At 47.3% G+C, this 23,971-nt stretch carries 20 protein-coding genes and 1 pseudogene; all 21 read left to right on the top strand.

Features of this window, described 5'->3' with window-relative positions; all coding sequences use genetic code 11:
• Positions 1–772 precede the first annotated feature (772 nt).
• The 21 genes and pseudogenes from F3J41_RS10695 (at position 773) to F3J41_RS10595 (ending at position 23,632) form a co-directional block, all read left to right on the top strand.
• Complete coding sequence (locus tag F3J41_RS10695; RefSeq protein ID WP_166711068.1) at positions 773–3,313, top strand: DUF2169 domain-containing protein; 2,541 nt, start codon at positions 773–775, stop codon at positions 3,311–3,313.
• Complete coding sequence (locus tag F3J41_RS10690; protein ID WP_166711067.1) at positions 3,310–4,380, top strand: pentapeptide repeat-containing protein; 1,071 nt, start codon at positions 3,310–3,312, stop codon at positions 4,378–4,380. The genes F3J41_RS10695 and F3J41_RS10690 overlap by 4 nt, the downstream gene beginning before the upstream one ends.
• Before the next feature lie 11 nt (positions 4,381–4,391).
• Positions 4,392–4,997, top strand: coding sequence for a DUF3540 domain-containing protein (locus tag F3J41_RS10685; protein ID WP_166711065.1), 606 nt, complete (start codon positions 4,392–4,394; stop codon positions 4,995–4,997).
• 9 nt (positions 4,998–5,006) lie between these two features.
• Positions 5,007–5,399 carry a DUF4150 domain-containing protein gene (locus F3J41_RS10680; RefSeq protein WP_014605535.1) on the top strand — a complete coding sequence of 131 codons (393 nt, stop codon included), beginning with the start codon at positions 5,007–5,009 and terminating at the stop codon, positions 5,397–5,399.
• Between the two features lie 63 nt (positions 5,400–5,462).
• Entirely contained in the window at positions 5,463–5,693 is a 231-nt protein-coding gene (locus F3J41_RS10675; protein WP_166711063.1) for a hypothetical protein, read from the top strand.
• 149 nt (positions 5,694–5,842) lie between these two features.
• Entirely contained in the window at positions 5,843–6,928 is a 1,086-nt protein-coding gene (tri1, locus tag F3J41_RS10670; protein ID WP_166711061.1) for an ADP-ribosylarginine hydrolase Tri1, read from the top strand.
• A 206-nt stretch (positions 6,929–7,134) separates the two neighbouring features.
• A complete protein-coding gene (locus F3J41_RS10665; RefSeq protein WP_166711059.1) occupies positions 7,135–7,419 on the top strand; it encodes a hypothetical protein in 285 nt (94 codons plus the stop codon).
• Positions 7,420–7,524: 105 nt separating this feature from the next.
• Positions 7,525–8,616: an ADP-ribosylarginine hydrolase Tri1 gene (gene tri1, locus F3J41_RS10660; protein ID WP_166711057.1), complete on the top strand. Its 1,092-nt coding sequence runs from the start codon at positions 7,525–7,527 to the stop codon at positions 8,614–8,616.
• Between the two features lie 677 nt (positions 8,617–9,293).
• Positions 9,294–9,821, top strand: a complete 528-nt coding sequence (locus F3J41_RS10655; protein WP_371815462.1) for a hypothetical protein — start codon at positions 9,294–9,296, stop codon at positions 9,819–9,821.
• A 351-nt stretch (positions 9,822–10,172) separates the two neighbouring features.
• Positions 10,173–12,308 carry a type VI secretion system Vgr family protein gene (locus F3J41_RS10650; protein ID WP_166711055.1) on the top strand — a complete coding sequence of 712 codons (2,136 nt, stop codon included), beginning with the start codon at positions 10,173–10,175 and terminating at the stop codon, positions 12,306–12,308.
• A 2-nt stretch (positions 12,309–12,310) separates the two neighbouring features.
• A complete protein-coding gene (locus F3J41_RS10645) occupies positions 12,311–13,465 on the top strand; it encodes a DUF2169 domain-containing protein (protein ID WP_166711053.1) in 1,155 nt (384 codons plus the stop codon).
• Positions 13,458–14,750, top strand: coding sequence for a PAAR-like domain-containing protein (locus F3J41_RS10640; RefSeq protein WP_166711051.1), 1,293 nt, complete (start codon positions 13,458–13,460; stop codon positions 14,748–14,750). Before F3J41_RS10645 ends, F3J41_RS10640 begins: the two co-directional genes overlap by 8 nt.
• A 12-nt stretch (positions 14,751–14,762) precedes the next feature.
• A complete protein-coding gene (locus tag F3J41_RS10635) occupies positions 14,763–15,521 on the top strand; it encodes an ankyrin repeat domain-containing protein (RefSeq protein ID WP_371815461.1) in 759 nt (252 codons plus the stop codon).
• Between the two features lie 37 nt (positions 15,522–15,558).
• Positions 15,559–16,284, top strand: coding sequence for an ankyrin repeat domain-containing protein (locus tag F3J41_RS10630; RefSeq protein WP_371815460.1), 726 nt, complete (start codon positions 15,559–15,561; stop codon positions 16,282–16,284).
• Positions 16,285–16,418: 134 nt separating this feature from the next.
• Positions 16,419–17,045, top strand: a complete 627-nt coding sequence (locus F3J41_RS10625; RefSeq protein WP_247656275.1) for an ankyrin repeat domain-containing protein — start codon at positions 16,419–16,421, stop codon at positions 17,043–17,045.
• A 212-nt stretch (positions 17,046–17,257) separates the two neighbouring features.
• Positions 17,258–21,235, top strand: coding sequence for an RHS repeat-associated core domain-containing protein (locus F3J41_RS10620; protein WP_166711049.1), 3,978 nt, complete (start codon positions 17,258–17,260; stop codon positions 21,233–21,235).
• Complete coding sequence (locus F3J41_RS10615) at positions 21,232–21,528, top strand: hypothetical protein (protein ID WP_211075160.1); 297 nt, start codon at positions 21,232–21,234, stop codon at positions 21,526–21,528. Before F3J41_RS10620 ends, F3J41_RS10615 begins: the two co-directional genes overlap by 4 nt.
• Before the next feature lie 577 nt (positions 21,529–22,105).
• Complete coding sequence (locus F3J41_RS10610; RefSeq protein WP_166711047.1) at positions 22,106–22,429, top strand: hypothetical protein; 324 nt, start codon at positions 22,106–22,108, stop codon at positions 22,427–22,429.
• The gene (locus F3J41_RS10605; RefSeq protein WP_166711045.1) at positions 22,405–22,698 is read left to right on the top strand and encodes a hypothetical protein; all 294 of its coding nucleotides are present in this window, start codon (positions 22,405–22,407) and stop codon (positions 22,696–22,698) included. The genes F3J41_RS10610 and F3J41_RS10605 overlap by 25 nt, the downstream gene beginning before the upstream one ends.
• Positions 22,699–22,802: 104 nt before the next feature.
• Positions 22,803–23,183, top strand: a pseudogene (locus F3J41_RS10600) (toxin C-terminal domain-containing protein); the annotation flags it as partial.
• Complete coding sequence (locus F3J41_RS10595; protein WP_166711043.1) at positions 23,183–23,632, top strand: hypothetical protein; 450 nt, start codon at positions 23,183–23,185, stop codon at positions 23,630–23,632. The pseudogene F3J41_RS10600 and the gene F3J41_RS10595, both read left to right, overlap by 1 nt.
• Positions 23,633–23,971: the final 339 nt, after the last annotated feature.

Here is a 23,971-nt window from a genome sequence, read left to right as displayed (position 1 = left end):
TGCTTTATCTAATATAAAATTACAGGCGGTTGCGAATTGTTTATGTGCGAAATGGCAAAGGATTGCTGATTAGGCACGCATCTATTAGATGATACTGTTGGTAGTTTTATTTATAAATATGGTTCTTTTTTATTAATAGGCTTTTTATCAGATTGAAAATTTAAAAATACCTTGCATCTATTGGCCTAAGTCTCATCGATCATTAGTGTCATCCTTTCCATTCCGGCTATGATCTTTTCACTGTCTCTTATCAAACTCAACAAGAAAGAGTTAACCGATATAAAAGCTGCGTGTCCCGTGAGAAATAGCTCAGAAATTATTTACTGCCAAACGCTCTTCTGGTTCAGGATGGAAATAAAATATGGCAATGATTTTTTTGGTTTACTAAGATTTCACATTGCTGACAGAGGAGGTAAAAAGTCACCGCAATCGGATTAGCTAGTTATGAATATATTTATAAGATGAGAATGGCTTGATTCTTAAGGTTAAGGAATAGTGCGATCATCCGCATTGTTTGCAGTGCTGAAGATTGCTTTCTAAAATTAATAATGATTTTTGCGGTGAATGACATACTTACTCAAAAAGTGGGTTTTGCGGTAATCTCCTGCGTTGAAATAACACTGCAAGAAAATAACATTAAAGGTTGATTAATTCTCTGTTAAGATGATTGCAGCCATATTTAAGTTGATATAAATACCTACACCATTCTCAATACCGGGTCGGGATCAGGCCCGGTATTTGTTTTATCTGTCGTTTCAAAAGGAACCCAGGCATGAAAATTATTAAGCCTCTGCGCCTGAGCGTACTTAATCGCCCGTTTCGCTGGCAGGGTAAAAATCATCTGGGCGTCACGGTGCTTGCGCTGACTGACATGGGGGAAAAGCCGCAGCTACGTCCGGAAATGGAGCTGTGGCAACTGGCCGCCAGTGAGTTGCAAACCAGCGGGGGCGTGCTGGATCTGGCCATTCCAAAAGTGCGTGCAGAGTTTCTTGCCACAGGCCATGCATATACCCATCACCAGCACGACAAAACCGCCTGCGCAGCGCGCATTGACGTCGACACGCTGAGCAAATCGCTGGCGGTGTTTGGCGATCGCTACTGGGTTGGAAACCAGATAACGCAGCCGCAACCGTTTGAATCAATGCGGCTCGACTGGAGCCGGGCGTTTGGCGGGGAAGGGCACGATGAAAATCCTTATGGCTTAGGGATTCATTCCGAAGTGCATCAGGGGCATGAATTCATTCGCTTACCCAATATTGAAGCCATGGCAGGTCGCCTCACTCACGTTAAACAAAAACCCGAACCTGCGGGTTTTGGACCACTCGACATCAGCTGGCCGCGTCGCTTTAGCCGTATGGGAAAAAAGTACGATACCAGCTGGTTGCAGAATGATTTTCCGGGCTTTGCGCGTGATATTGACTGGAAAGTATTCAATGCTGCCAGCCCCGATCAATGGTGGCAGGATCGCGACGCGCTACCGGAACAGGCTGCATGGCGTATCTGGAATATGCATCCACAAAAACCGCTGCAGGAGGGTAAACTCCCGCCCTGGCAGGCGCGCTGTTTCATCAACCGCCAGCGCGGTGACGAAACGCTTTTCGAAGAGATTGCCCTGCGTGCGACGACGGTATGGTTTTTTCCGCATCTTGAGCAAATGATCCTGCTGTGGCAGGGCAGCGTGCGCATCAACGAAGATGACGCAGCTGATGTCATGCAGCTGATGCCCGCGCTGGAGAAACAGGGGTCATCCCGGTCGGTCAGTCATTACCGTAAAGTACTCACGCAGCGTGTTGATAAAGAGAAAGGTGCGCTGTTCTCCTTCCGTGAAAAAGATTTAATTCCGGAAGAGACGATCGGTGCCTGGGTTGATAACCAGGTCGAACAGACTTCCAGTCCGATGCGGGAAAACATGCAGAATCGTGCTGCCCTGTTACGTGAACAGCATCGCGCGCGCATGACGTCCAGCGGCGGCGAAGTCGGTGACCTGCTGAGCGAACCGGAAGAGCCTGAACTGCCCCGACTCGAAGACCTGCCGGAATTCATTGAGAAAATGGAGCTGGAGGCACAGGAGATGCAGGCGAAAGCTGAGCAGCGCAAACGTGAGATGGAAGAAAAGTACCCGCAGAGCCAGAGTGATGAGCATCAGCCGCGGGGGCCGGAAACGCTGTTTCGCATGCAGGAAATGTTGCACCGTAATAAAGACACGCTGAGTGAGAAGAAGCTGGCCCAAAGCCGCGATGCGCTGCATCAGATGTACCTGATGTCAGTCAACAGCCAGCCGCCGGCCAGACGCCTGAAAGGCGATCTGGCACAGATTATCCGTCAGCGCGCGGAGCGCACCCTGGCGCAGGGCGGTAACTTCAGCGGTATGGATCTGACCGGTGCGGATTTCTCGGGTATGGACCTGCGCGGCGCGAACTTCAGCAAAGCGTTGCTGGAGTGCGCCGATTTAAGTCACTGCCAGCTGGACGGCGCCAGCTTTCACAGTGCAATGCTGGCACGCACTGAACTGCATCATACCTCTCTGCGCGGCTGTAATTTTGAAAACGCCACTCTGGTGCTGGCGCAGTGTTGCCACAGCGATTTTTCCGGCGCGCAGTTCAAAGATACGCAACTGCAGGAAACGCTGTTCGATGACTGTACGTTCAGCGACGCCACTTTCAGTGGCCTGCTATTCCGCGAAACCTGGTTTACTCAGTGTCGCTTCCATCGCGCGACACTGCAGAGCTGCGTTTTTATGGAGCTGAACCTTCCCGGTCCTGATTTTTTACAGGCCACGCTCAGTAAGACGACGTTCTTAAAATCCACGCTGGAGCAGGCTTCATTCAGGCAGGCCGTGCTGGACAGCTGCTCGTGGGTAGAGACCCAGGCAAACGGAGCAGACTTTAGCGGTTCAACATGGACAGCCAGCGCAGTCGCTGCCGGCAGTTCTCTGAACGGTGCAGACTTTAGCGAGGCGACGCTGCGCCAGAGTAATCTGCGCCAGACGCCGCTAAACGGTGCGAACTTTACGCTGGCAAAACTGGAGAACAGCGATCTGAGCGAGGCCGCGTGTCAGGCTGCTGATTTCCGGCGCGCTAATATGACGGGCAGTATGTTTGTGCGCACTGATTTTCGTGATGCTGACTTTACCGATGCCAGTCTGATGGGTGCACTACTGCAAAAAAGCCAGCTGGGTGGGGCACGGTTTCGCGGTGCGAATCTGTTTCGCGCTGATTTATCTCAGGCCTTTACCAGTAATACCACTGAGCTTGACGGCGCGTGGACCAAGCGTATCAAGACGCTTCCTAAGCGTGATGGAGAAATTGTATGACCACGCTCAGCGCAGCAGAATTGCAGCAGCGTATTAAGCAGGGCGAGGTAATAAGTGAACTTAGCCTGGAGAACCTGGATTTACGTGGATGCGATCTTGCCGGCGGCGTATTTCAGGACGTTTCACTGGCGGGCGCGGATTTGCAGGGCGCTAATTTGCAGGAAACGGTGTTCACTGAGTGTCAGCTTTCCCGGGTCAGGCTGAATAATGCCAGACTGGAGCAGACGGTATTCAATCAGTGCGAAATGGCTGGATTACAGGCGACGGTCACCCGGCTGACCGAAACCGTATTGAATCAATGTGAACTGACTGGCAGCGACTTTTCTCGCTGCGCACTGTTTACAACCCAGTTTATGCAGTGTGCGCTGGAACAGAGCCGGTTCACCCAGGCTCAGTTTGACCGCTGCATCTTTTTTGAATCACCGCTGGAGGCGTGCCGCTTCGACAACTGCAAAAGCCTGCTCACCACGTTTTACGGTATTGATTTGCGTCAGACCTCGCTGACCGCCGGCGAATTTGAGCGCACGGTATTTTTCAACTGTGACCAGCGCGGTAAAAATTACGAAAGACAGCGCTTCACCGGCTGCCAGTTCACGGACTGCGCGCTGGATGACGCGCTGTTCAATGGTGCGCACCTTGTGCAGTGCAACTTCAAAGGCGCATCGCTAAAAGCCGCGCAGCTTAATCAGGTGAATGCCAGCCAGGCACTGTTTATGGAAGCCAACCTCAGCAACGCGCAGTGTAAAGGCAGCCTTTTTGATCAGGCTATTTTTGCCGGTGCGACGCTGATGCACACTGATTTCAGCGACAGCCGCTTTTTCCAGAGCATCATGCAGCAGGTTAACGCTATGCAGGCGTTATTTATTCGCTGCGATCTGACCTACAGCGATTTCGCCGCCGCCGATTTGCGCATGGCCGATCTTCGTGGTGCCACTTTTTCCCGTACGCGTATGCACCGGGCGCGTCAGGAGAACGCTCAGTTCTCTGGCCGTCAGGGCATCATTGAATTTGATGAAGAACTACTGACCGCAGAGGCCTGGAGCGCTCAACGCCAGAGCCGCAGTTAAGGAGCAAAATTATGAACAACGTAAATCATAAACTGGCGCAGGCCATTTTACCGCCGGTGCAGTCAGCGGGTGTGGTGACGCACTGCTTCGCTGATACCAGCCTCACCGTTGAGTGTGAAGGACGTGGCTGGCATTGCCGGCGTGCAGCCAGCTGCGTGATTGCGCCACAGGTGGGAGACACGGTGCTGGTGACCAGCGTCGAAAACCAGATCTGGCTGCTGGCGGTGCTGGAGCGTGCGAATGCGCAACAGGCTGAGCTGAGCGTGCCTGGTGATTTACATATTCACAGTACGGGGGAGCTGAGCCTGAGCAGCTCCGCGCTGCGCATCAGCGCTGAACAGGGTGATTGCCACATCAGCGACATGAATTACAGCGGTGATAAGATCTCTGCCTGGGTCAGCCTTTCGCGCATTGTTGGCAAGCGTGCGGAATCGGTGTGGCAAACCATTACGCAGGTCAGCCATAACCTGCTGCGTACCACCCGTAGTACTGAACAGGTCCGGGCCGGTCAGCTTGATATGAAAGCTGAAGATTACGCTCGCCTGCATGCCAGCAATACGGTGATCACCTCAAAAGCCATTACGAAAGTCGACTCTGAACAGATTCATATGGGTTAAGGAGCAACAATGTTCGCAAACTGTCAGCTATTTGGCGTGGATTTAGCTTTTCCGGATGTCTGCCTGACACCCACGCCTGCGCCGGTACCGATCCCTTATCCGGACATTGCCCTGGGGCCTACCGCTATTCCTAATGCGCTGAACATCCTGTTTATGGGGATGCCTGCGCATAATATGGCAACCGTCACGCCACTGACGAACGGCGATAACCCTGGAGTAGCAACGGGTGTGGCATCGGGTACGGTAATGGGCCCATCGCGCCACCTTACCGGGTCATTCACCGTATTACTCAAAGGCACGCCGGCAACCCGATTGACTAGCATGAGCCTGCAAAACTCCACCAATGCGATTGGCATGCGAATCGTGCCAAGTCAGTTCAAAGTGCTGATGCTGGCACCTTAAACCAGTAGCTTTTGCCAACCATGATGAGACTGTAGGAAAGTTGCTGCCCGTATGATTCAGGAGATGATCACTACCGTTCAGGCATTCAATAGCGTTACATCACAACTTATCGTGGTTGATGGTTTACCAGCAATTGAAGGTTTTATCATTTTGAGAATGGTGGGGTGCAGATATGGCAAAAGCAAACCATTCTTCTCCTTGAGGATGAGCCAGGCGGGAAGGCAATCGTCTGTTAGACAGGGACTTGCCCTGGACTTTTTAGTGAGTATCATTAAAAGCATTATCGGGAAATAATAGATAGCATTAATTTTAATTCAAAAAATAATGAGGATCGAGTCCGATTCGGATGAGGCTGAGATTTTATACCCACCTGGCACCAAATTTAAAGTCGCAAATCGTGTAGATGTAGATGGGCAGGTTATCCTGAATTATGAGGAATTATAATGATTGATCTCAGGATGTCAGATTTTGAACTTAAGATTTATGCCAGGAAATATGCTTATTTGGTTCCGGAAGCTTCACGACAAATGAAAAATAGAATGTCATATGAGCCGCAGCCAATGCCAGATGAGGTACAGAGTAAACCTGTGTGGATGCAGACATTAAAACAGAAAAACTCTGATCATGATTCATTGGATAAAGCAAAAGGGTTGCTTTTAGGGCTTGCTGTAGGCGACGCGGTAGGAACAACTCTCGAATTTCAGCCTCGAGACAAATATAAAATTGATGACATGCCTGGAGGAGGACCTTTCAATCTTAGTGCTGGAGAATGGACAGATGATACTTCAATGGCACTATGCCTCGCTGAAACATACATCAATAGAGGGTTTTGTGATACCGACTTCTTCAGAGAAAAGCTAATTGATTGGTATAAAAATGGTCACAACAGTTCAAATGGAACATGTTTTGATATAGGAAATGCAACACGCTTTGCATTGGAACAGGTAATATGTAATGGTCCAGATTGGGTTGGTAACACATCTCCAGATTCAGCGGGTAACGCAGCTCTGATACGTCATGCACCAGTAGCTATTTTTAGAAGGAAATCTTTTATTGATGGATGGAGAGATGCGAGTATTCAAAGCATGGCGACACACTCAGCTCCTGAATCTATTAATGCATGTCAGTTTTTTAATATTGTCCTGCATTATCTGCTCAATGGATATAGTAAGGAAGATGCTTTTTCACCTCACAAAATGTCAGCATTAGTGCGCATATTAATAATCAACGCTGGCGAATACAAATCGAAATCTCGCGATCAGATTAGGTCAACAGGCTATGTTATTGACACTTTAGAAGCGGCTCTGTGGGCTGTATGGCATACTGATAACTTTAAGGATGCCATTTTGCTGGCTGCAAATCTTGCTGACGACGCAGACAGCGTAGCAGCCACTGCAGGCCAGCTCGCTGGTGCATTATATGGTTTCTCAGGCATTCCGAAAGAATGGCGCGATAAAATAGTTTATAAAGATAAAATTATCGATTTTGCAGAAAAAATTTTCACACTGTCACCAGACGAAACGGATTAATCTGAAATGGAATTTAGCAATAGGTCTAAATTTTAGGGAGTACGTCACTGCCTGCACTTGTTACATGGTCGGTTAAGAACAAACCATACCAAACAGAAGGTGGAGTAATATTATCGAAGGGCGATCTTGAAGCTGTAATAATAACTGAGGGGGTGAAGAAAGGGGGGGTACAACGTGATAGATTTAACAACTGGAGATAAATTGTAATGAGTAAATTGAAAATTGCAATCAATCCTTGGGATTTTACGCTATATAAATGTGATGATTCTTTTTATGTTATGAAGGTAATTTTCAGTGAGGGGGATTATAAAGTTGATGTCGAGAGGTATTTTATTGTAACTGACCTCATTAACTCTAATGAAACTGAAGGTCTCAAAAAAATTTCGAGTGAAATAAGAAGTAATTATGCTGTTTTTAAAGATAAAGAGATAAGTAAAAAAGACTTCAATTTAATTTATTTAATTGGCGAGGTTTTTATTTTGTATAATTAACCTTGGCAAAGTTTTATATTATTTATTAAGGCAGGTGATTAGCCATGGCTTAAGCTGGTAAGTTGCTTATCTGGTATAACTTGAGATAAGGGCGTTGGAGGTGTGATGATTGATCTAAAAAAAGATGATTTTGAGATTTGTGTTTACGCAGAGCGATATTCACATTTAATCCCTAAGGTATCCCGGCAGCTTAAAAATAGAATGGAGTACGAACCTAAGGTTTTATGTGAGGATTCTAAAAACAAAAGCAAACCGGAATGGATGATGTCATTGCCTCAAAGAGTTACTGATCACGAAGTATTAGATAAGTGTAAAGGTGCTTTAATGGGGCTGGCTGTTGGCGATGCTGTTGGTACCACCCTGGAATTTATGCCAAGAGACAGGGCTAGTGTACATGATATGATTGGAAAGGGTCCATTTAACCTCAAGCCCGGAGAATGGACTGACGATACTTCAATGGCTTTATGCCTCGCTGAAACTTATCTTGAAAGCAGGAAGTGCGACACAGATACATTCAGGGATAAACTCATTAGCTGGTACAAAAAAGGCACAAATAGTTCCAATGGAACATGTTTTGATATAGGGAATACAACACGCTTTGCTCTTGAACAAACAATGATTAATGGCTCTTGTTGGTTTGGAAATACATCCCCTGATACAGCGGGAAATGCAGCACTGATCCGGCATGCTCCAACAGCGATTTTCCGCAGGAAATCTTTTATTGATGGTTGGAGAGATGCTGCTATTCAAAGTCGGGCTACACATGGGGCTGCTGAATCAATAGACAGTTGCCGTTTTTTTAATATAATTCTACATTATTTGTTGAACGGTTACGGAAAAGATGAAAGCTTTTCCCCACATGTGATGTCTACTTCACTTCGTGTGCTAATTATTAATGCTGGTGAATATAAGTTAAAGCACCGTGACCAAATCCGATCTTCTGGTTATGTCATTGATACTCTTGAAGCAGCGATGTGGGCGGTTTGGCATACGAATAGTTTCAAAGATGCAGTATTACTTGCTGCTAACTTAGCTGATGATGCGGATAGTGTCGCCGCAACTGCTGGACAATTAGCTGGTGCTTTATATGGCTTGTCAGGTATTCCTGATGAATGGATAAACAAGATAGCTTTTAAAGATAAAATTCTGTCTCATGCTGAGGCTCTATACTCTATGGCTCCGGATGAAGTCGATTAACTATATTTTTTATTTTTAAAACCACGAAATTAACAACGCATCGATCACGAATGCTGATAGTGGTGATGTTTTTATCTTCACTGGCTGTACCTGTCTTTTAGATAGTGGTTGATCGATATTTTATAGAGTGGGTGTATAGTGAATTACATCGATTCCGTTTTTTTGATAGTGACTTGACTATATATGGAATGAGGTTTTTTAGTGACAAAGATTGACTTTTGTTGCTATTAAATTTACTGGTGTCTTGTTATCTGTTTTTTGTAAGGTTGAATGTTATCTTTAATTTTATCATGCTTTTCATAAGCGTTATAATTCCAAAGGAATTTTGACACTTATGATTAATGTGTAATAAGTACAATTCAATGACTTTTTGGAGCCGTAAAGGGTGTGATTTAGTTGGATTGCGTGCTTATGCTTTATGGTGTCTTGTTTGGCAGTGCTATCTAAACTGGTTTAGATATTTTAAATATTGACTTGTGAAGTTACAGGCGCGGCATGGAGCGGTAGGGGCGTCAGTAGGCGTTGCTGCTTATTTTAATAAAACAATATTCAGTCACGCTTAAAGCCAATGACAGATTTGCTTTATTATTGAGATTGGCGTGCGAAGTGGATTTGAAAGTTGTCATAAAGCGTTTACACGATCTGCTTTTTGATAAAAAGGGAACGTTTAGATAAATGTGCAAGCAACAGTGGGGCAGATGGCGCTATCTTCAACGGTTGGGCAACGGTTTCGATTAGAGTTTAAATATACATTGGTTGATTTTAACATGAAAATATTAGCATGTTTCTTTTTTTGGATTATAACAGTTTATTATGTCTGGAATGGAAAGGATTTTTATAACAATAAAGAATGGGCGGGGTTTGGTAAGAAGTTTATAAGTGTTCTAGCTGGTATTGTAGTGCTTGCCTTTGTGCTTAAAGGTTTAGTGTTAATTGTTCCCGGCTTCAGCAATGGTCTTGCTGGGGATTTGATGGAAGAAATAGGTCTTTCTTTTATATTTATTCTTGGCATGAAGTTTATGATTATAATGATTTGCACTTTATTTAGTGGTATTGTGGGTTTTCACGAAAAATATAATGCTGATAGTTATGCCCGATTTTCACCGGTTGCCAGTAAGTTGGTGCCTGGCATGCTCATCTTTGCAAAATGTGTGGTTTCTCTTGGCTCTGTAGTGATTTATTACGGTATTTGGCTGGCGAACTAAATTAAGAAGGGAAAGCGGTTATGAACATCGATACAGCCTCTGTTTTTCCCCTTGTGCTGGGTTTCTTTAAAGAAGAGATCGGGCAGCACTTCTGAAAATGCCTTGTTGCTTCGGTCAGAGAATAAATGCTGCACTACTGGGTTGTGCTGACAAAAAGCCTCAAGCTAACGGAACATTGCCGGTCGTGGTCAATATCTGACTGATTGGACAGTTCCCGAATATGAAATAAGACAAAAGCACTATAAGACCGGACGTTAATTTTTAGCGTAATGCTTATATGCTGTATTTCACACCCTGGCGTTTAACCTCCCCCGATGACTCAATCACTTAAATAAGTTACGGAATCTGCTTATGTTCTCACGCATCACCGCGCAGCTGCCGATGGACGGCCTGCTGTTCTGGAAACTCACCGGCGCCGAGGCGCTGTCGCAGTCGTTTGAGCTGAACGCCGAGCTGCTGGCCACGGACGCGCGCATCGACCGGCACGCGCTGCTGGGGCAGCCGGTCACGTTCACGCTGCCGACGCAGAGCCTGCCGTCGCCGCGCTACCTCAACGGGAAAATCACGCGGGTGGCGGTGCGCAGCGAGGAGCTGAGCGGGACGCGCTACGCGGTGTACCAGCTGCGGGTGGAGCCGGACCTGTGGCCGATGCGCCGGGACCGCAACCTGCGGATATTCCAGGGTCAGACGGTGCCGCAGATAGTGCAGACGCTGCTGCAGGAGAACGGGGTGAACGTGGAGACGCGGCTGGGCAGCAGCTACCGGGTGTGGGAGTACTGCGTGCAGTACCAGGAGAGCAGCTTCGACTTCATCAGCCGGCTGATGGAGCTGGAGGGGATTTACTACTGGTTCCGCCACGAGGCGGAGCGTCACGTGATGGTGCTGTGCGACGGGGCGGACCAGCACGAGGCGTTCGCGGGCTATGAGACGATACCGTACCACGTGACGGCGTCGGGGGGGAGCGTGACGGAGGAGGGCATCAGCCAGTGGTCGCTGTGCGAGAGCGTGACGCCGGGGATGTACAGCACGGACGACTACGACTTCCGCAAGCCGAACGCGTGGATGCTGCAGGCGCGGCAGAACCCGGTGTCGCCGGTGCCGGGGGCGGTGGACGTGTACGACTGGCCGGGCCATTTTGTCGACCACAGCCACGGGGAGTTTTACACGCGCATCCGTCAGGAGGTGTGGCAGGTTGCGCACCACAGCGTGAGCGGAACGGGGACGGCGACGGGCATCGCGCCGGGGTACCGGTTCGGCATCGTGAACGCGCCGCACTTCAGCGACAACGGGGAATATCTGGTGACGTCGGCGCGGTACGACTTCGAGGAGAACGAATACGCGAGCGGCGGCGGCGGTGCGCGGCACAACATCGCGTTCACGGTGCTGCCGTCGTCGGTGACGTACCGCGCGGAGCCGGCGACGGCGTGGCCGAAGACGCACGGTCCGCAGACGGCGAAGGTGGTGGGCCCGGCGGGTGAGTCAATCTGGACGGACCGCTACGGCCGGGTGAAGGTGAAGTTCCACTGGGACCGACTGGCGAAGGGCGACGACACGAGCTCGTGCTGGGTGCGGGTGTCGAGCGCGTGGGCGGGCCAGGGGTTCGGCGGCGTGCAGATCCCGCGGGTGAACGACGAGGTGGTGGTGGACTTCATCAACGGCGACCCGGACCGGCCGCTGATCATCGGTCGCGTGTACAACGAGGCGAGCATGCCGCCGTGGGCGCTGCCGGCGGCGGCGACGCAGATGGGGTTTTTAAGCCGTTCGAAGGACGGCACGGCGGACACGGCAAACGCGCTGCGCTTCGAGGACAAGGCGGGCGAGGAGCAGGTGTGGCTGCATGCTGAGAAAAATATGGACACCGAGGTGGAAAATGATGAAACCCACTCGGTTGGTAGTAATCGCACTAAAACCATCGGCGGCAACGAAACCACTGAGGTTAAAAAGAACCGCACTGAAACCGTCGATCAGAACGAAACCATTACCATTCACCAAAACCGTACGGAAACAGTGGACGGCAATGAAACCATCACCGTGCACAGTAACCGCACTGAAACGGTTGATCAGAATGAAAATGTGCGTATTGGTCAGAATCAGTCAGTGACCATCAATGGCAACCAAACGCTGAAAGTCGATCAGACGAAAACTGAAACGGTCGCATTAGCCTCGATGTTAAATGTCGGGCTGGCGCAGAATACCAATATTGGTGCTGCTTATGTACTCAATGTAGGGGCCGGCTGGATGACTAACGTGGGTGCGATGCAAATGCACAACGTTGGTATGAAATATTCACTTAATACCGGGCGGGACATTGGCCTTTCAGCAGGAACATCGGCGGAGTTTAGTGCGGAAGACAAGATTACCCTGGTTTGTGGCGAATCGATGATCGTGCTCGAACAGAACGGCACCATTACCATCAGTGCAAACAAAATTAAGCTGGTTGGTGAGAAGGTGATAGACATTGACGGAACGCAGATAGATATCAACTAACTATGGAAAAATTTGTCAACTATAGTGCTTTCCCGGCACAGCTTTTTGAGTCGATAGACCAGCACGATCATGGATTTAGTGTGCTGGTGACACGCGTCAGTTACGATCTGGATATTCACAGCGGCCAACTTACGTTATGCGAAGATCAGGGTGAATTGGTTGAACAGGATGAATATTACGATGAGCCGGGCAGAAGCAGTGTTCGATTCGAGAGCGATCTGGCACCCTATAAGCCGCGTTTGGATGTCATTATCAACGGTAGCGCTCACGCTCCAGAAGGTAAGCCGGCGCGTCATTTCACCGTCGGAGCGCGTATTGGCGATTTTACCCGTTTACTAAACGTGTATGGCCCACGCGAGTGGCGCAAAATGGTGGCTAGCTGGCAATTAAGCGAGGCTAAAGCGATAACGGCTCTCGAATTACGTTACGAGCATGCGCAGGGTGGAATGTTCCGCTTAGAGCATGGCGACGAGATTGCATCCGCCACTAACAGCGTCGGTGTTGGCTGGCTACCCGCCAGGGCGCAGAAACAGCTTAAGCTACAGCGTATCGCAGCGCCACAGTTTGAATTACTGCCTCAACCGATTAAAAACATTGATGATGAAACATTACCTGCCGGTTTTGGTTTTTATGGTCGTGGCTGGAAACCGCGTATTGGCTTTGCCGGTACTTATGACGAGGCGTGGAAGCAGCAGCGTCATCCTTTTCTGCCGCAGGATTTTCGCTTTGATTACTGGTGTGGCGCTCATCCGTGGATGCAGTTTCCATTACCCAAGCCGCTGTCGCATATTCCGGTTACGCTAAAAAATCTTATCTTGCAACAGGATAAGCCCGGACAGGAAATCAGTTTTTCAGTACCGGTTGAAACCTTATTTGCCTTTGTCACCACTCAACTGGGGGCTGGAGTAAGCTACGATTTGCAGCTGGACACGCTGGTGATTAATTTGCCCGAGCGCAAAGTGCACTGTACTTATCGCACAGTGTTTTCTGAATTGCTTGAGGCAGCAGTAACAGAGTTACGCTTCATCACTGCAACGGAACGTAAGGCGATAGTGCAGAAGGCACAACAACAAATCGCGGATACCAATGATGATAGTTTTACCCCACTGCCGCCTTCACTGGTAGGGCTCATCTCGCAGGAGTCAGGTCATGGCTGATAATTACGCTGCACGCAAGGATGGTGTGTATAAGGTGGTGGGATTACTACCCGATTTGTGTTTCACCCCCGGCATTCAGCCGCCAGTGCCATATCCGGTTACTGCCACACTGGCACCCTCAAAAAGTACGGTGGAAAGCGTACGCTTCAATGGCCACCCGGCTTTTGTCTATGACATTAGCTTTGTGCCGACGACGATTGGAGATGCGGCCGGGCGTAACAAGGGCGTAGTCAGCGGTACAGTTGAGGGTGACTGCTGGTCAATTGAGCACAGTCCGGATACCTATATCGGTGGTTTTCCCCTCAACCGCGTACAGGATATCTTTGCCATGAACGGCAAGGCCAAGGGAGGGCGCGGCGGTAATCTGACCAAAAAAGAAACCTGGGAGCGACGCAAGGCGCTGATAGCAAAAGGTAAGCAGAGCAGTGACCCAAAAGTTCGGGCAGCTGCTGAAAGGCTGGAACTGAATAATACGGGGATGGAAAAAGCGAGACTTGCAAAACAAGTTTATGAAGTCGACCCAAAGTCCGGAAAAGATATTTTGGAAGGGTGGGATGATATCAGTAATGATAATGCCAGGCTTAAAAATTATGGCTTGAAATCTAAAGATTTAAATATTGCAGGGAATGAAGGGTTTAAAGCACGAGTGTATGAGCCAGATAAAAAAGTTTTTGGTGATGATATGTCCGCCTCAGTGGTATTCCGAGGGACAAGGCCAACTTCTCTTGAAGACTGGAAGAATAATGCTAAACAGGGAATGAACTTACAATCTGATTATTATGAGCAATCTGTCAGAATTGGTAATAAAATCATGATGAGTAAATCCCCTATTGATTGTACAGGTCACTCGTTAGGCGGTGGAATGGCTTCTGCATGCTCAAGAGCAAGTGGCAAATCGGGATGGACATATAACTCTGCTGGGTTGAATAGTAAGACGGTAGAAAAATACGGCGGATTAGGTAAAAGTCCTGACAAAGAAAACATCAATGCATACCGGGTTAAAGGTGAGGTTTTAACTGCTGTGCAGGAGCCTGGTTTTTGGGGCGGTCTTGCTACAATAGGCGTTACATCATTTGCGGGAGCTAAGTTAGGAGGAGTATATGGTGGCCTTGCTGGCGCAGTAGTAGGCAGTGCTTTAGTTGCGCTCACTCCCTCATCTGTAGGTACACGCCATGATATGGATGGCGGTAAAGGTGATCCAATAGCGAGACATGGCATGGAACAAGTAATACCGTGTATAGAAAGTGAAAAGCAAGAGGATGAGGAAGTTTTATCTGCTATTTAACGGGAGTGCAAAATGTTACACTTAAGTGTGAATCAAAGAGTGAAGATGTTCTTTATTTTATTGATTGTATTATTATCGGCCTTCGGATGTAGCGCAATGAAAAATCAATCTGCTGAGAATTTCTTTTCTGGTACGCAATTGTCCCTTGCTCAGGAAATTGAACGTGGTAATGAACCGGAAGTTAAAAAGCTTGCAATGCAAACCGATCTAAATAAACCCGGCAAGCAAGACATGACGTTATTATTTTTTGCTTTACAAAATAGCTATGATAAAGATAGAAAACACCTGGCGATTGTTTCAGATTTAGTTCGAGCCGGAGCGAATCCGTTACAACAAATTCCTGATTTTGGTAGCGCAGCTGAAGTTTCAGTGAAATCAGATGATCCTGTTTTCATTGCTGCTCTGATTGATGGCGGGTTGAGCCCAAATGCAGAAGTCGAGGATACTCCGATCATTTTCGGCGCCGCTTCCGAGCATAGCTTAAAGGTCATGAGCTATCTTGTTAAGATGGGGGCAGACGTCAATAAAAAAGACTCACTTGGTCAAACCGTTCTGATTGAATCTTTATCAGGCTTTCAACTGGATAGTGTAATCTGGTTACTGGAGCATGGTGCAGATCCGCGAGTCACAACAGAGAATGGCTGGGGTTTTAATAATATGCTCGCAAAAATTATAGAGCGCCAGTCGAATTCAGGTAACACTGCAAAGTTAGAATCGATTAAAACTCTGGCTATTAAAAAAGGCATGAAATGGCCTCCAGCTGACTACTGAGTATTTAACGCCGGTGAAGGTGATAAAAGGAGGGGGAGTGAAATTAATCACTGTGGTTTCTATGGTGGCCATGTTATTTTCATTTGACTGCGCAGCAGTCACTCAACTATCCCCCTCAAGATTTTTTGATGCAGAACAACTTGAATTGGCTATCCTGATAAAGAATCAGTCTTTCGATGAGATTAAGAAAAAGGCAGTCTTTACTGATCTTAACTCTCCCGGAAAAGAAGGAATGACACTTTTGTTATATTCCTTACTGAATGCAGTAAAAAATAAAACAGCCACTGGAGACCAGACTATTAGTGTGTTGGTAAGAGCTGGAGCCGATCCTTTATTTGATATTCCTGAATACGGAAGTGTAGCTGAAGTGATGGCGACTTCAGACGATCCTCGTTACCTGAAGGCCTTAATTGATGGCGGTCTGGATAAAAATGCAGTGAGCAATTATCGTCCGCTAATTATTAATGCAACTTCCCACCATTCAAGAAAAGTGCTGGAATATCTGGTCGGTATCGGTGCTGATGTAGATCAACCTGACTCAGCGGGTAAAACTGCACTGATGGTGGCATTGGGGAGGTATGATTTAGATGAAGTTGATTTCCTGTTACAACATGGTGCAAATCCTAACGTAAAAAATAAAGCAGGCTGGGGTTTTAGAGAAATGCTACAGAAAAAAATTGAAAAAGGCGACAATGATACTACAATGAAGAAACTTCTCGACATCAAAAAAATAGCCGAAAGTAAAGGCATGAGAACCTTTTAAGAAGGAAAGGGAGTGCTAAAAATTATTACAGGGACGTACTGCATAAAGTTCTTTGCTTTCGTATTCTTTCTTCTTGCTGTGAATAAATGTCTGCCAAAGGCTGTTTCAGCTGAAAATAATTCTAAGGTTATGCTTTGAAAGCCGCTGTTGCTATCAGAGAGGGAAACGCTTTTGCAGTGGATGCCTTAGCTAAGGGCGATATCCTGAACATGTCAGGCAAGAAGGGAATGACACTTTTGATGTACGCGCTTTTAACCGCAACAAACAAAAAAACAGATGCCAGTTTTCAAATCGTAACCGAACTGGTAAAGAAAGGCGCGGATCCGTTGTACATTATTCCTCAATATGGCAGTGCTGCAGATGCTATGGCCCGCTCAAACGATCCCCGCTATCTTAAGGCATTGATTGCGGGAGGTCTTGATAAAAATGCTGTTAGTAGTGCACGTCCATTGATCATGAACGCAACGTCCGAAAACTCAATGCCTGTGCTGGAATATCTTGTCAGTATAGGTGCCGATGTTAATAAGCCCGATACCGCTGGTAAAACGGCGCTTATTTTTGCTTTGACAAGAATGGACCTCGACCAGGTTGAATACCTCTTACATCATGGCGCCAACCCAAACGCAGTGACGAATGCTGGATGGGGGTTTAGCAATCTACTCGAAGACATGCTTAAGAAGGAAGGTAAAAACAATGATGCTACGGCAGTTAAATTAATGGAAATCAAAAGACTTGCTGTTGCTAAAGGCATGCGGATTTGAGTTTTAATTTTACTTTTTTTAGCTCTTAATTTATGGGGTTCTATGATTTCTCCATAAAAGATATTGCCTTCAGCCTGAAACCTCAACCTACAGATTAGCTAGTCGCCATTTTAAATGGCGGCTGCGTCAACGTTACTTTACCTTTTGTTAATCTGAAAGTACCCGCACATATCCTTACTCATTAATACCTGAATTTCCTGCACGGAGCTCCAATGGCAACCGGAAACACGATTGGTAAATTACAATATGCGCCTGCGCCCCAGGGCCACGTTACGGCGGGCAGTGCCAACCCGCCTAAAAAGAAAAGCTGGTGGAGCGATTATGGCGACTGGGTGCACACCGGCCTTGATGTCCTTGGCGCAGTCCCCGTCATTGGTGCCCTAGCAGACGGCGCTAATGCTGCCATTTATACCGCTGAGGGAGATTATGGCAACGCGGCACTTTCAGCTGCCTCAGCTGCAGCCAACTTTGTGCCTGGCGGTGGGGCCGCTTTTAAAGCGGGTAAGCTGGCAGCGAAGGCTGGCAAAGCGGTCGAGGCGGCAAAAGTCGGGAAAACCGTCGCCAAAGAAAGCACAGCACTGGCTGAAAAGGCTGCAGTGAAGGCAGAAAGTTCTGCTGCCAGAGCAGAAACTAAAGCAGCAAATAAAGACGCTGACGAAGTTATTAAAGCGAAAAAGGCCGGCAGCAATAAAGGCGGAAATGATAAAGGGCATGGGCAGAAAAAAACTGAGCCCTGCAAAATTCCGCAGAGGCCATTGCCAGAGGTTGAGATGGCAATTGGTAGTCCGGTAAATCCTTTGCTGGGTATTAAATTACTTTTTGACGAACATGATAAAGATTTTTCTTTTCCCGCTGCGGTACCGCTTAACTGGCAGCGTTTGTATTTCTCCGATGAAACAGGTAACGGCTGGTTAGGTCAGGGGTGGTCTTTACCTTTCGCTCAGGAATTACGCAAAGACAACGAACTGCTGATTCTGGTTGATGAACAGGGTCGAGAAATTGATTTTCCCTGGCCACAGTCGGGTCGGGAGCCGCAGTTGCATCGCTATGAGCAGCTATCACTTTCCCAGCCACAGCCGGGCGAGTTTTGCATTTCTGCGCCTGATGAAAGCCAGAACTGGCACTTCTCTCATCAGGCAGGAGAGGGCCGCTGGCTACTTTCGGCAATCAGCGATCGCCACGGTAACCGCCTTACTCTGCAGTACAACGCGCAACATCAGCCGATAGTAATTACTGACAGTGCAGGACGACGCTTCAATATTACATTTACCCGACTGATGCTTGATGAAGATCGAAGCGTTGAACGTATCACTGCAGTAAGCGTTTGTTATCCATCTGCCCCCCTGAGTGCCGAAAAGCTCTGCAGCTATGATTATTCTTCTGAAGGAGATTTAAGTGCTGTTCGCAATGAGCATGATGAGGTGCTGCGTGAATTTCGTTATCGAAATCATGTAATGGTGGCACATCGTCGAGGGGGCGAACTGGAGTGTTTCTATCACTACGATAAACACGCACCGGATGGCAAAGTACTGGCGCATCGTGACAGCCTTGGCGGTGAATGGCGTTTCGAGTACGCCAGTAACAGTACAACCGTCACTGACGCATTGGGCCGCGTCACGCGCTATGACTTTGACGATAATCAGGAGTTAACCGGTTTTCGTGATGCTTCGGGCGGCTATATCCGCATTCGCCGTAACGCGCGTGGACAGATCATACAGCTTACTAATCAGGCTGGCCGTGTGACGCGTTATCGCTATGATGAGCGCGGTAACTGCACTGCCGTTATCGAACCGGATGGCCAGACGACACGCTTTGACTACCACGCTCGCTGGAACCTGCCAGTGCGGGTTACAAACATGCTGGGCGGTATTCGCGAATACCATTATGACGTTGCAGGTAGCCTGATTCGCTTCACTGATGAGATTGGCCGCATTACCGAATATAACCATGACGATCAGGGTAATCTGGTTCGTATCCGCGACGCGGCAGCAGGTGTTCAAAAGCTGAGCTGGAACAGTGCCGGCTTTTTAACTAGCCATACCGATTGTTCCGGACGCACCACATGCTTTGATTATGACAAGTACGGCTGGCTCAGGCAGCAAACTGATGCCGCAGGCAACGTTACCACTCTTTATAACCGTCGTGATGGTCTGCCACAGCGCATTGTGCATGCGGATGGCGGTGTCGAGCGCTTCGAGTTTGACCGCTGGCAGCGCCTGACAGCCTGGTATGACGCACAGAATCAGGCAACACGCTGGACGCTGGCGGGGGACGGTCTGCCGTTGACGCGAACTGATGCGCTCGGTAACCCTATTAGCTATGAATACGATCGCGCACGTCGTCTGGTTGCTCTCATCAATGAAAATGGCACGCGCTATAGCTTCAGTTACGATGCGCATAACAACCTGATCGGTGAACAGAGGTTCGATGGTTCTGCCACCTATTATGAATATGATGCCAGTGGAAATGCGCTGACGCGTACCGAGCGAGGCGACGGCAGCGGCCCGGAAATTCGCACGCATTATCGGCGCGATAACTGCGGCAGGCTGCTTGAGAAGCTGGTGGCACGCGGCGGAGATGCAAAGTGGCAGCGTACCCGCTTCAGTTACGATGCGCTGGGACGTCTGACAACTGGCGTCAATCACGGCGGACGTGTGGAGCTGGAATGGGATGATGCCAGCCAGTTGCTGGCGGAGCGCAGCCTGATTCGTGGTATCAATTACGAGCTGCGCCATCAGTATGACGAGCTGGGTAACCGTACACATACCAGGCTACCGGACGGTCGTGAGCTGAGTAACCTTTATTATGGCAGCGGTCACCGCGTGCAGGTCAATTTTGGCGGTCGCGTCATCAGCGAAAGCGAACGTGACATGCTGCACCGTGAGGTGCGCCGTACCCAGGGAGCGCTGGCCAGCGAGTATGTTCATGATGAGATGAGCCGGCTGGTGAGCCAGCGCGCTATGCGCGGTGACAGCACGGCGGTGGCACGTGATTATGTATGGCAACGCAACGGCCAGCTAATGCAGATGGTCGATCACTACACCGGTGACCACCGCTACGAATATGACGCACTGGGCCGACTCACGCGAGCGCAGGATGAGCGGTTTGCTTTTGACCCCGCACATAATCTGCTGAATGAGGTCGGCGCGCCGCCGTTGAAGGATAACCGTCTAAGGGTGCACGAAGACCGGCGCTGGGCGTATGACAGCTTTGGCAACGTGGCTGAGAAGCGCATTGGCCGGCACACGGTGCAACAGTTTTCCTGGAACGCCGAGCACCAGCTGACAGAGGCGGTAAGCACGCGTAACGGCACAGAACAGCGCACTACCTACGGCTACGACGCGTTCGGCCGACGCAGCTGGAAACGTGACGCCTTTGGCGTGACGTGCTTTATCTGGGACGGCAATTGTCTGCTGAGCGAAGTGCGTGGCTCGCGCCAGCACATCTGGATTTATGAAGACGAGAGCTTCGCACCACTGGCACAGATCAGTCTGCAGCAGGGTGAAACGGAGCACGCAGCGCAGGTACACTGGTATCACAATGACGTTGCGGGCATGCCGCGTGAGCTGACCAGTGCGGATGGTAGTGTAGCGTGGCGGGCAGAGTACCGGGCGTGGGGCAACACGGTGCGGGTAGAGCATGCGCAGGTGCGCCATGCTGAGCCAGTACACCAGCCGCTGCGCTATCAGGGCCAGTACTACGATGCAGAAACGGGTTTGCACTATAACCGGTTCCGCTACTATGATCCGGATGCGGGACGGTTCATTAGTCAGGACCCGATAGGGCTGGCAGGTGGGCTAAATCTTTATCAGTATGCGCCGAACCCGCTGGCATGGATTGATCCGTTGGGGTTGCAACGCAAATGCTCTGATGAAAATGAACCTAACTGGACTCCTCACGGCTATAAGCATGTAGCACCCAAAAATTCAACCTGGAAAGATGTTATTAAATCGACAAAGTCAGGCCCAGCAAAATATAAACCTGGGACTGACATAGAATCACTTGAAAGATCAGTTTATAAAAATGGTGAGTCGGTGAGTAATGGAAAACCTTGGAAAGTGAAAGATATGGGAGAAATTATTGGAGCCAGTGAGGGCAAAGAAAGTCGGTGGTTAAGGGTTGAAGAAAGTGGGGGGACAATTCATGGGCACCCTATATCTGAAAATGAATTTATGAGGCTTACAAAATGATTAATATGGATTTCACTACCAAGGGCGGAATTGTGACATTTGATGACTTTCATATTGATGAAAAAAAACCATTGGAGAATTTCTTAGAAGATTTAAAAGAAGATATGCTCCAGGTTGAGTTTCCAGGTGGGTTTCTTTTAGACATTGGATGGAGACCATCATTTAACATTCGGGGGAGTTTTTTTGTTTCACTAATTAAAGATTATGATTGGGAGGCGCCAATATTTAGTGGTTCAGCAAGTAATATCGAAGTGCTTAAATTGAAAGTGTCCGAGGCTATTAGGTTAGTGTAATGATTAGTGTATGATTAATTATGGATATTATTGCTTTGCGTTTTAAATTGGCGTTTTTTTTGATTGGTTTTTATTTATAATTGTAAAAAATAATGTGCTATTTTATATCCAGATAAATAAAAATTCAGTTAACTACCAGAGAAGTTTCCACCAAGATCTAAACTTAGTCGTATAACGTACTAAGATCCGATAGGGCTAAACGGCGGGTTAAACCTCTCCTCTCATGCGCCGAGTCCGCTTAACCGGATTGGCCCATTGGGGTTGAGTAAATAGAATGTTATCGAAAAAAAAGAATCGACGCGAGGCTATAAATCTGGCTAAATAATATTCTCAAGTCCCAGGGAATTCAATAGGCGGAAAAAATAGATGAACTGAATGCAACCAGTCAGGATAAGAATTGGTCAATGATGAAATCTAAAAGTGCCACAAAGCTGGGTCGAGAATACAAGTATGGTCCAAATAAATGGTTCGAACATCCAGATGGACACCCAGATGCGGGTTTACCTAATATACCAAAACATCATGATTCAGGTCATGTGCATTCAGTGAACTCTAAGGGTGAAGAGGTTATATTTACATGGTGAAGAATGAAAGGGTAATAAAATTCCCAGTACCAGACTGGAAAAGGTTGTTTTCAAAGGAGTTTGATAAAATCACAACCTGTTTCTGCTATCAATATGATATTGATGACAATTTTTATGGGCCTTATGGTTTTGACTCATCTACCGCTAAAAAAATCATTAATGATTTCATAAGTGATTTTGTTTTTTATGATGTTGTTGAAAGAAAGTTAATTAACGTTAATAACGTTTACAGGAATGGATTGTATGTTTCCTCAGATGGAAACTCCATAGGTAAAGAAATTGAAATTTTTCAATGGCTGTTAAGAAAAATGAATTAAGGAAGAGAAGGGGGTTGAATGAAATTGAGGTTGAAAAAAAACCTATATTGTTAAGTGTGGATAGTGAATGTAAAATCCCAAATAAAGTCATTGCTCACTTGATAAATAATCATATTCCTTTTTTTATTGTGAATAGTTACATGCCTGAAGCCGGTAAAAGCATAATGATTTTTTCAGAGGAAGTGGTTAAGCGGTTTTTGGATGTTGTGAGAAAATATAATGTTGATATTTGTGCGGTAGATAATATAGATTTTATGAAGTCATGGTGAGGAGTTTAATCTAAAACTGTGATTTTTATTAAGTCAATGTTGGGTTGTCTTGGCAATACTAAGCAGAATCGCTACAACGTAAGCCGCGCAATTGGGGACAGGATACGGGGTATTATTACTACCGTTTCCGCTAATATGGTTGGGATGTTGGCCGGTTCATCAGTCAGGACCCGATAGGGCTGGCGGGTGGGCTGAATCTTTATCAGTATGCGCCGAACCCGCTGGCATGGATTGATCCGTTGGGCTTGGCAAGAAAATGTGGCCACGCGGAACAAGCATCTGAGCTTGGTTATTCAGAAATCAATGAGAGATCCAATGGGCAGCCCGTATTCGTTAATAAAAAAGCACCAAATAAACTTGGATATATTACACCTGACGTTGATCAGCATAATGGCGGTTTTTGGAAAGCTGCAGATAGCGTGAAAAATCCAGGAAGTCGTAGGACAAGAACGGGAACATTTGATATGAATATGATTAGCGACTGATGCATACTTCATTAAGAATAACAAAATATCATGGTTATGATGCTGAAGGTAATTTGACCTCGCCGGAAAATGAATGGACTAGTTATTTTGATGTGGGGAACAAGGTTAGTCTGGAAGATTATATATTATTGGAAGATGAATACATTAATTTTGTCATTTCATTATGTTCTTTATTAAGTGTTGAGAAATTGACTGTATCCGAATTGGAAATTTTTGATGAGGCCGGGCTTCTTATGTACCCTGAGTCATTAGCGATAAACGAGTTGCCGTTATTAATAAGAGACGTATTAAGAGAAAAAATATGGTGCAAACTTCTCTCTGATGATCTAGAAGTACATTTTGGCTATGATTTTTATATGTACGTTGTTTGTCCTTTATCATGTGATTTTATAAAATCAAAGATAAAGACAAATCTCAATGTTGAGGCTTTCCAGTCTCCATATCTCTAGATCCAACACGATTTATATGAGTGGGTGGTTTTCTTTACATATAGTTGAATGTAATGGATGACAGATTTTTTATTTTCAAGACTTTCATTTTTAAGCTTGCTGCAATTCACCTAGAGTCTCGTGCTTCAGCGATAAATTCGACGATAATTTTATAATGCTCCGGTCATTTCTGGTGAGGGAAAATCTTTAAGAATGACTAAAGATTGTGTCAGTAAATCAAAGAGATCCTAAGGCTTGATTAGTATTTAAAATACTAGAAGTTATTTGGGGATGGATGATTTTTTTAAACCAGAACGTCCTGAAATAATCAATAAGGTGCCGGATTAGTTAGATAATGGG

The sequence above is a fragment of the Pantoea sp. Ap-870 genome (genome assembly GCF_011752515.1).
Taxonomy (GTDB): domain Bacteria; phylum Pseudomonadota; class Gammaproteobacteria; order Enterobacterales; family Enterobacteriaceae; genus Pantoea; species Pantoea dispersa.
The sequence above is the reverse complement of the archived record's forward strand: the minus strand, read 5'-3'. Positions and strand labels throughout refer to the sequence as shown.